The organism is Alkalihalobacterium sp. TH-98, from assembly GCF_057473385.1.
Genome location: NZ_JBYCKM010000044.1, coordinates 117,161 through 126,614, shown reverse-complemented (window position 1 = coordinate 126,614; position 9,454 = coordinate 117,161). Strand labels below are relative to the sequence as shown.

8 protein-coding genes are annotated in these 9,454 nt (G+C 40.4%); 4 read left to right on the top strand and 4 right to left on the bottom strand.

Translation table 11 applies throughout. The features are described from left to right. Nucleotides 1-280 precede the first annotated feature (280 nt). The 4 genes from AC2VNP_RS15675 to AC2VNP_RS15660 all read right to left on the bottom strand — a co-directional run bounded on the left by AC2VNP_RS15675 (nt 281) and on the right by AC2VNP_RS15660 (nt 5,139). Nucleotides 281-1,612, bottom strand: a complete 1,332-nt coding sequence (locus tag AC2VNP_RS15675; protein ID WP_486918225.1) for a (Fe-S)-binding protein — start codon at nt 1,610-1,612, stop codon at nt 281-283. After that, nucleotides 1,609-3,021 carry a glycolate oxidase subunit GlcD gene (gene glcD, locus AC2VNP_RS15670; protein WP_486918224.1) on the bottom strand — a complete coding sequence of 471 codons (1,413 nt, stop codon included), beginning with the start codon at nt 3,019-3,021 and terminating at the stop codon, nt 1,609-1,611. The genes AC2VNP_RS15675 and glcD overlap by 4 nt, the downstream gene beginning before the upstream one ends. A gap of 178 nt (nt 3,022-3,199) precedes the next feature. Next, nucleotides 3,200-4,342: a CdaR family transcriptional regulator gene (locus tag AC2VNP_RS15665; RefSeq protein ID WP_486918223.1), complete on the bottom strand. Its 1,143-nt coding sequence runs from the start codon at nt 4,340-4,342 to the stop codon at nt 3,200-3,202. Continuing rightward, the gene (locus AC2VNP_RS15660) at nt 4,339-5,139 is read right to left on the bottom strand and encodes a phosphatidylserine decarboxylase (protein ID WP_486918222.1); all 801 of its coding nucleotides are present in this window, start codon (nt 5,137-5,139) and stop codon (nt 4,339-4,341) included. Before AC2VNP_RS15660 ends, AC2VNP_RS15665 begins: the two co-directional genes overlap by 4 nt. Nucleotides 5,140-5,262: 123 nt before the next feature. Here AC2VNP_RS15660 and pssA point away from each other — a divergent pair, with 123 nt between their 5' ends. The 4 genes from pssA (at nt 5,263) to adh (ending at nt 9,443) form a co-directional block, all read left to right on the top strand. After that, entirely contained in the window at nt 5,263-5,802 is a 540-nt protein-coding gene (gene pssA, locus AC2VNP_RS15655) for a CDP-diacylglycerol--serine O-phosphatidyltransferase (protein ID WP_486918221.1), read from the top strand. 133 nt (nt 5,803-5,935) lie between these two features. After that, nucleotides 5,936-6,208, top strand: coding sequence for an HU family DNA-binding protein (locus AC2VNP_RS15650; RefSeq protein ID WP_275118444.1), 273 nt, complete (start codon nt 5,936-5,938; stop codon nt 6,206-6,208). A gap of 397 nt (nt 6,209-6,605) precedes the next feature. After that, entirely contained in the window at nt 6,606-7,766 is a 1,161-nt protein-coding gene (locus AC2VNP_RS15645; RefSeq protein WP_486918220.1) for an iron-containing alcohol dehydrogenase, read from the top strand. Between the two features lie 156 nt (nt 7,767-7,922). Further along, nucleotides 7,923-9,443, top strand: coding sequence for an aldehyde dehydrogenase (gene adh, locus AC2VNP_RS15640; protein WP_486918219.1), 1,521 nt, complete (start codon nt 7,923-7,925; stop codon nt 9,441-9,443). Nucleotides 9,444-9,454: the final 11 nt, after the last annotated feature.

Genomic DNA, 9,454 nt, shown 5'->3' with positions numbered 1-9,454 from the left:
TTCAACTCGCGTTTTGATGACCGTTTTTTCGCGATCTCTCTTTTTTCGGGCTTCAACTCGCGTTTTGACTACCGTATTTTTGTGATTTCTCTTTTTTCGGGTTTCAACTCTAGCTTTGGTGACCGTTTTCTCTGGTACTCTCTTTTTCAGACTTCCTATTCACTTCCTTTTAAGACCACTATTATCTCCCTTACCTTTTTAATTACCTTATTCCCCATAACAAAAAAAACGGCACCCATCTTCACCTGATAGGTACCAGTTTTCGCTTTATTATAAGAACTTAATTCTCCTCAGCATATCTCACCGCATCAGCCAGTAAATCGACAATGTGTACGGCACTAACTTCTTTTGTCAGCTTCTCACGCTCGACACCGGCTTTCATTTGCAAGAGACAGCCTGGGTTTGCCGTTACGATCGTTTGTGCTGTAGTGTTTTTCGCTTGCTCCATCTTATAATCTAAAATCTCATTTGCCATCTCAGGTTGAATAATATTGTAGATCCCAGCAGATCCGCAACAGTGATCGGCATCCTTCATTTCTCTAAATTCAACACCCTCGATCGCTTGTAACAACTTACGCGGAGCGGAAGCGGTTTTCATCACGTTACGTAAATGACAAGAGTCCTGATACGTGACGATCTGTTGAGGAAGCTTCATCTTTGGCATCCCCACTTCAACTAAGATCTCGGAGATGTCTTTTACACTTCTAGCAAAGCCTTGTGCTCGCTCTGCCCATTCTGGCTCATCTTTTAAAAGGTGATCGTATTCTATCAGAAGAGCTCCACAGCCGCCGGCATTTGAAATAATGTAATCAATTTGCTCGTTCTCGAAGGCGACGATGTTTTTCTTCGCCATTTCCTTTGCTTGATTTTTTTCACCACTATGAGCATGTAACGCGCCACAACATCCTTGGTTTTTTGGGATAACGACTTCACATCCCGCTTTCTTTAATAAAAAGAGCGTAGAATCATTGGTTTCCATAAACATCGTATCCATTAAGCAACCTGAGAAGAAGGCCACTCGCTTCTTCTTAACACCTTCTGCTTCTACATGTGTTGGACGATTTTTCATCGACTTTGGTGATGGAATTTGTGGAAGGACCTTTTCCATCGTCGCCATGCTTCCAGGCATTAATTTTAATACATTCGTCGTTTGGACGACTTTTTGCACACCCGATTTCTGATAGAACCATAGCAGACTGTTCAATGAGCGCATACGGTTTTGATATGGGAATAGTTGTTCAAACACAGTTTTACGAATGACACGAACAGGTATGCTGTGTTTCTTCGTTGTATTTAAAATATCCCTTGCTTCTTCTAATAGGTGCCCATATTTTACCCCTGACGGACAAGCTGTTTCACAGGCACGGCAGCCTAGACATAGGTTTAGTTGTTTTTCAAAGTCTTCATCAGGTTCCATTTTACCATCGACGACTGCTTTCATTAAGGCAATCCGCCCACGCGGGGAAGCGGCCTCGTTCTGGTCGTCTCCATACGTTGGACAGGTCGGTAAGCAGAAACCGCAGCGCATACAGTTTAACAGTTCGTCATAATCCATACGCTTTTGAAATTCAATAACGGTTTGAGTTTTTTGTTGTTCTGTTACTTTACTCATCGTTGTACAACCACCCGTTTCTTTGTTTCTTTGGCAAACACTTTACCAGGGTTCATAATGTTATTTGGATCGAACGCGAACTTCAATGTTTTCATTGCATTTACGCCCTCTTCTCCCAGTTTCCATGCAAGGTAAGGGGCTTTCATGACACCTACACCGTGCTCTCCTGTAATCGTGCCACCTAACTCAATTGCTTTTGCAAAAATATCAGCAAACGCTTCTTCTACACGTTCAATTTCTTCTTGATTACGCGCATCTGTCATACACGTCGGATGTAAGTTCCCATCACCTGCATGGCCGAATGTACAGATTTCAACTTGATGCTTTTCAGCAATTTCATCGATAGCTTTGACCATTTCAGCAATTTTTGAACGAGGGACGGTTGCATCTTCTAGGATGGTCGTTGGTTTCTTACGTGCCAATGCTGAAAGTGCCGCACGTCTAGCGGTAGCAAGCGCTAATCCCTCTTCTACTGTTTGGGCAATTTGAACAGATTTTGCCTGCTGTTCACAGCAGATCTCTGCAATTTTATCAATATCACGTTCTACCACTTCATGAGGACCATCTTGTTCAATCAAAAGAACAGCGCCAACATCAGTTGGTAATCCTATCTTCGCGAAGTCTTCAACTACTTCTAATGTACTTTGATCCATAAACTCAAGTGTTGCTGGAATAATTTTATTCGCGATAATCGACGAGACAGCTGCTCCAGATGCTTCTAATGAGTCAAAGAGAGCGAGCATCGTTTTTTTCGTTTCAGGGATTGGAATAAGCTTAAACGTAGCTTCAGTAATGACTCCTAGCGTTCCTTCCGCTCCAACCATTAATCTCGTAAAATCATAACCCGCTACATCTTTAGCGAGCTTCCCGCCTGTACGGATAACATCGCCATTCGGCAACACCACTTCTAAAGCAATCACGTAATCTCGAGTTACCCCGTACTTTAATCCACGAAGTCCACCTGAATTTTCATTGATATTGCCACCGATCGTTGATATTTTCATTGAACTTGGATCTGGCGGATAAAAAAGCCCTTTTTCTTCTACTGCGTTAATCATATCAAGCGTAATAACTCCTGGTTGAACAGTCACTGTTAAGTTTTCTTCGTCAATTTCTAAGATCTTGTTCATATGCGTAAATAACATCACAATACCGCCCTCTAATGGACAGGTACCTGCACAAAGATTCGTACCCGAACCACGTGGAACGATCGGAACTTTAAATTCATTACAAACCTTTACAATTTCTTGGACTTCCTTTGTATTTCTCGGCTTAATAACCGCATCTGGCATCGCTTGATAATTTGGTGTCGCATCATATGAATACACAAGTAAACTTTCTTGTGAGTCTAATAGATTTTTAGGTCCAACAATTTGGACTAACTTTTCTTTCACTTCAGCTCGCAGCATAATAATCCTCCTGTAAACTAGATAAGACAGATAGAAGTGTAGCATGGAGAAAGTCACCCTATCATCTTTTCTCAACTCAACACTAATCAGGTCATCTGATCAATTTTCATATCTCTAATTATAAAAAAATAATCCTCGTCCTGCTATGTGTAAAAACACAAAGTTAGACAAGGATTATTCAAGGATTATTGTAGGTTTCTCTAGTTTCTTTCCAAAATATATAGGCAATGTAACAAGTTGCTAAAAACTTCGGGTCTTTTAAATTCCCGCCTAACCGCTCATGGATCCGCTTGAGCCGATAATGCAGAGTGTTAATATGGATATGTAGGTGTTCTGCTGTCTCTTTTAATGACATATGATAATAAAAGTAGGTTTCTAATGTTTCCATCAATTCAGGCTCTTCCATAATATTCCCTAAAACCTTCTCAGCGACTTCTAGTTTCATGTCTACGCTTATTTCAGCAAGGACGCCTTCTAATGTCAATTGCTCATAAAAAACAACTGGGGCGGTATCTGACGCCGTCTGCAAGGCTTTCTTTGCTTCACTATACGACTTTAAAACGAGATCTGGGCTTTGTCTCGTACCAACTCCAACAAAAATAGTCGTTTGAGTAAGTTGCTCTAATTGTACCCGCATCGTTTTTAACTGTTTCATGAAATTCATTTCATCTTTTGGATGTTTAATTCCTTTTAAGAGTAGAACACGCCCTTGGCCAGCTCGGACGATCGTATGGATTGACGGATCGGAAAACAGAAGTCGTAATCGTTCATCCGTTTCTTTTTCGACTAAATGTAAATCAGAATCGTTTGTACTTTTTAACTTAATCAAGACACACATTCGGGATAGGTCCATGTCGAGCCCTAACAGCTCACCTCGTTCATGAAAATCTCCGTCAAACTCGCGATTGTGGATCCATTCATATACAAATGTTTCAATTCCACGGATTTCAGAATTCAACTTCTCAGCCGAATGTGCTTCTTGAATAATTAATTCGGTCATCCGTTGAATAAGTTCACCAAAGGGAGACACCGTTCGCGGATCACCAGTAATCCCAATCACACCTATGACGTCATGTTGAAAAAAGATCGGTAAATTTAATCCTGCTTTAACACCTGCTAATGAATGAACATCCGCATCAGTAATTTCCATCTTTTGTTTTGAACGAAAAACGCGTAGTGCCCCTTCATGAAGATGACCCACGCGATGACTATCACTGCCCGCTATAATGATGCCTTCTTTGTTGATAACGATTACTTCTTCGTCAATGACTTTCGTAACTTCATTTACTATACGCTGCGCCAATAACGAAAGGAGCTTCACTGCTCTTCATCCTTTGAAGGATGGATCGTACCAATTCTCATTCCTACTTTTACATCAGCAGGGCATTGCAGCTGAGGATCTAAATCAACTAACCCTTTTTCAAATAAAAGAATGACCGTTGATCCGAACGTAAAATAACCGATCTCGGCTCCTTTTGTCACCTCTTCATCATGATGGGTTAACTCAATACTATTGACATTTAATGCACCGACTTTAACGATAGCCATGTGTTTTTTATTGACGTCAATTTCAGTGATGTGACGGTAATTTTTCGATAATGGGCGCTTTCCATACTGCAGCCCTTGCTCATTTACAGGATACGATTTTTTTCCGAGATACCAGCGTTCAAGGACACGACCAGAAATTGGACTATGAATACGGTGATAATGACTTGGACTTAAATAAAGAATAACAAAAGTACCGCCACAATACATCTGACTCTTTACTTGACTGCCAAGCATTTCATCAAGTGTATAATTTTGACCTTTAACACGAAACGCAGACTGGTCATTTAAAGGACCAACGTGGGCAAGTACCCCATCAACCGGGCTAACGAGAGCGTGTTCATCAGCATCAATCGGTCGAGTGCCTTCTTTTAAGCGCCTCGTAAATAATTCATGTAAACTTTTATATTCATGTAATGGTTTTTCCATTTCTTCAATATTTAAATTATAAGTTTTTGTAAAGGAGCGATTGATTCCCTTACTTAAGCGAGAAGTCGTAAATGTACGTAATAAATGAGAGTTGAAACGATTTCCAGATAATTCAACAAATGCACGATATAATTGCTTTTTCACAAAATACCTCCGAATAGACAATACTTTTTTCTCTAGTAGGCAACAGCCCTTTATGATATCATAAAATTTTAAGACAATTCAATATCTACTCCATTTTTTTACATAAACTTAAGGAGTGAAGTTATGTTTTTATTACAACACTTAGATCAAACCGTTAAAAAGATAAAAAGTCAAGCCGCGAACCTTATTACATTGATTAATTTAGGGTTTGGTGCGATGGCAATCTTATTGGTTCTACAAGGCGAATTACGGGCGAGTTTGTTATTAATTACGATCGCTGCCGTATTTGATCGTCTTGACGGTATGGTCGCTCGTAAAACAAATACGACATCTGAACTTGGAAAACAACTCGACTCCCTCAGTGATATCATTTCATTTGGTGTAGCTCCTGCCATACTATTATACCAAGGTGTTTTATTTACATTTGGGATGCCAGGCGCATTTTTCGCCATTATTTTTATCGCTTGCGGTGCCATTCGACTCGCACGATTTAACGTTATGGATACGCATGGCTTTTTCGTTGGACTACCGATTACAGCAGCTGGACTCTTATTAACATTGAGTTTTTTACTGATTGATATCATCCCTGATTATCAATTTATGTTCATTACTTTAATTCTAGCATTTCTAATGATTGGTACCTTTAAGATACGAAAAGTATAGAAATTTATCAAAAAAACGAGAAAAAAATGGCATTTTTTCATGAAATTCTCTCTAAAGTCTTGACACTACAAGGGTTTCACGATTAAATTTGAGATGCAGGCAATTATTTATAGTAATGAAAGGGAGTTTTTCCATGAACAAGACAGATTTAATTAATTCAGTTGCTGAACAAGCAGAAATTTCTAAAAAAGATGCAGCTAAAGCAGTAGACGCTGTATTTGAAAGCATTACTGACGCATTAAAAGATGGTGGAAAAGTTCAATTAGTTGGATTTGGAAGCTTTGAAGTACGTGAACGTTCTGCTCGTAAAGGACGCAACCCACAAACTGGTGAAGAGATTGAAATCCCAGCTACTAAAAACCCAGCGTTCAAACCTGGTAAGCAATTAAAAGACGCTGTAAACTAATTTTATATTTATAGAAAAGGCGATGGACAAGCTCCATTGCTTTTTTTGTTTTTTAATTTAAGCTTTGCGTTCTCCTTCACTTGATGAGTCCTCAATCGTTGTTACGTTGGCTCATTTGGACAATCGTTCGTCCATTTCGGCCGAAAAATCGGCACCGATTCAGTTTCCACAATTTGTTTAGCATTTTCATTTTTTGCAAAAGAAGTCCTTTCCATTCATTTTCCTAATTTTTTTTAATCGTTTTTAAGCGTTGATCCAGTAAGGTTTGGCCTCCTTTTTTTTGACCTTAATCGTTTCCCTTAAAATCTATTTATATTTAAATATTTAAAATATTTTAACTTTTGGCACAGTGTTTGCATTATAAGTTGTGAATTCAATTTTAAGGGGGAGTTTTACAATGGCAAGCGAACAAGTATATGGATTTTATATTCCAAACGTCAATTTAATGGGTGTAGGAGCAGTGAAAGAAGCTGGACCACGAGTTAAATCTTTAGGATGCAAAAAAGCATTAATCGTTACCGATGAAGGTTTAAACCAAATGGGTGTAGCCGACGAAGTTGCTGCGCTCATTCGTGAAGCTGGTGTTGAAGTGGAAATTTTCCCTGGTGCTGAACCAAACCCAACGGATACAAATGTCCATGATGGATTAGCTGTTTACCAACAAAAAGGATGCGATGCGATCATTTCATTAGGCGGCGGAAGTTCGCATGACTGCGCAAAAGGAATCGGTCTTGTCGCAGCGAACGGTGGAAAAATCCACGATTATGAAGGAGTCGATCAATCCGCTTCTCCAATGCCTCCACTCGTGGCCATCAATACGACTTCAGGTACAGCAAGTGAAATGACACGCTTTTGTATTATTACAGACACAGAAAGAAAAGTAAAAATGGCGATTGTCGACAAACATACAACGCCTACAGTGTCCATTAACGACCCGATTTTAACAGTGAAAAAACCTAAAGGATTAACTGCGGCTACTGGAGTCGATGCACTCACTCATGCTGTTGAAGCTTATGTATCAACGAATGCAACACCAATTACCGATGCTTGCGCATTACAAGCGATGAAAATTATTAGTAAAAACCTTCGTGCAGCTGTTGCAAATGGTGAAGATATCGAGGCGAGAAACCAAATGTCTTATGCACAATTTTTAGCAGGAATGGCGTTTAACAATGCTTCTCTAGGATACGTTCACGCGATTGCTCACCAATTTGGCGGAATTTATAACTTACCTCATGGTGTGTGTAATGCGATCCTTTTACCTCACGTTGAGCGATTTAACTTAATTGCAAAACCTGAACGCTTTGTCGATATCGCTGTTGCTTTAGGTGAAAATGTAAGCGGTTTATCTACAAGAGAAGCTGCTGAAAAGGCAATCACAGCCATTGAAACACTGACAAAAGACGTTGGAATTCCAACAGGCTTTAAAGAATTAGGTGCCAAAGAAGAAGACATTCCAGTCCTTGCTGAAAATGCTATGCGAGACGCTTGCGCATTAACAAACCCTCGCAAAGCGACGATGGATGAGCTTCAAGAGATTATTCGCGCTTCTTATTAGAGGATCTTTTTGTCCTCCTTTTTGAAGATATATGGTACACAAAACACATAAAGGTTAAAAATTCAGTTCGATAAATTAGTTCACAAATCACAATCACAAATCGGGATGGGTCTATTCCCATCCTTTATTTCATATAGATAGATGGAGGTAATGGACATGATTTACGCAAACCCTGGGGAACTCAATGCAAAAGTGACATTTAAAAAACGATACGAAAATTACATTAATGGGGAATGGACAGCTCCAGTGAACGGTGAGTATTTTGAAAATAAAACACCGGTAACGGGTCAAGTCTTTTGTGAAGTCGCACGCTCATCTGCTGAAGATATTGAGATGGCTCTTGATGCGGCACATGCAGCAAAGACAAGCTGGGGAATGACATCACCTGCTGAACGAGCCATTATTTTAAATAAAATTGCCGATCGCATGGAAGAAAACTTAGAAATGCTTGCGGTGGCTGAAACGTGGGAAAACGGAAAAGCGGTTCGCGAAACATTAAATGCTGATATTCCGCTGGCGATTGACCACTTCCGCTATTTTGCTGGTGTCGTTCGCAGTCAAGAAGGAAGTATCTCGCAAATTGACAGCAACACGGTTGCGTATCATTTCCATGAGCCATTAGGGGTAGTTGGTCAAATCATTCCGTGGAACTTTCCAATCTTAATGGCCGTATGGAAGCTTGCTCCTGCACTTGCTGCTGGAAACTGCATCGTACTTAAGCCTGCTGAGCAAACGCCAGTGTCGATTATGGTTCTTATGGAATTGATTGAAGACTTACTTCCTAAAGGCGTTGTAAACATCGTCAATGGCTTCGGTGTTGAAGCAGGTAAGCCGCTCGCTTCTAGTGATCGTATCGCCAAAATTGCATTTACTGGAGAAACGACAACGGGTCGTCTCATCATGCAATATGCATCTGAAAATATCATTCCTGTAACGCTTGAGCTTGGAGGAAAATCGCCGAATATCTTCTTCCCTGACATTATGGAAAAAGACGATGCATTTTTTAACAAAGCAATTGAAGGATTTGTCATGTTCGCCTTAAACCAAGGCGAAGTGTGTACATGCCCGTCTCGTGCTCTAGTACATGAGTCGATTTATGAGCCATTTATGGAGCGCGTTCTTCAACGTGTCGAGGCGATTAAAACAGGAAACCCGCTAGATACAGAAACGATGATGGGCGCTCAAGCATCTCAAGAACAGCTAGAGAAAATCCTTTCTTACTTAGAAATTGGAAAACAAGAAGGTGCTCAATGCTTAATTGGCGGAGAGCGCAATGAGTTAGGCAATGAATTGAAAGACGGTTATTACGTGAAACCGACTGTGTTTAAGGGAGACAACAGCATGCGTATCTTCCAAGAGGAGATCTTCGGACCTGTTGTCGCTGTAACAACGTTTAGTGACGCAGAAGAAGCGCTTGCCATAGCCAATGACACGTTGTACGGATTAGGGGCTGGTGTATGGTCTCGTAACATCAATACAGCGTACCGTTTTGGCCGTAACATTGAAGCGGGTCGTGTCTGGACGAATTGTTACCACGCGTACCCTGCTCATGCAGCATTCGGCGGCTATAAGAAATCGGGTATCGGCCGTGAAAATCATAAGATGATGCTCAGCCATTACCAGCAGACGAAAAACATGCTCGTAAGTTACAGCGAGGATGCTCTAGGATTCTTTTAAAAACATAAATT

Coding starts and splice junctions, on each gene's coding strand:
- AC2VNP_RS15645 (WP_486918220.1), top strand. CDS start 6,606: ATGGCAAGCGAACAAGTATATGGATTTTATATTCCAAACGTCAATTTA.
- adh (WP_486918219.1), top strand. CDS start 7,923: ATGATTTACGCAAACCCTGGGGAACTCAATGCAAAAGTGACATTTAAA.
- AC2VNP_RS15675 (WP_486918225.1), bottom strand. CDS start 1,612: ATGAGTAAAGTAACAGAACAACAAAAAACTCAAACCGTTATTGAATTT.
- AC2VNP_RS15650 (WP_275118444.1), top strand. CDS start 5,936: ATGAACAAGACAGATTTAATTAATTCAGTTGCTGAACAAGCAGAAATT.
- glcD (WP_486918224.1), bottom strand. CDS start 3,021: ATGCTGCGAGCTGAAGTGAAAGAAAAGTTAGTCCAAATTGTTGGACCT.
- pssA (WP_486918221.1), top strand. CDS start 5,263: ATGTTTTTATTACAACACTTAGATCAAACCGTTAAAAAGATAAAAAGT.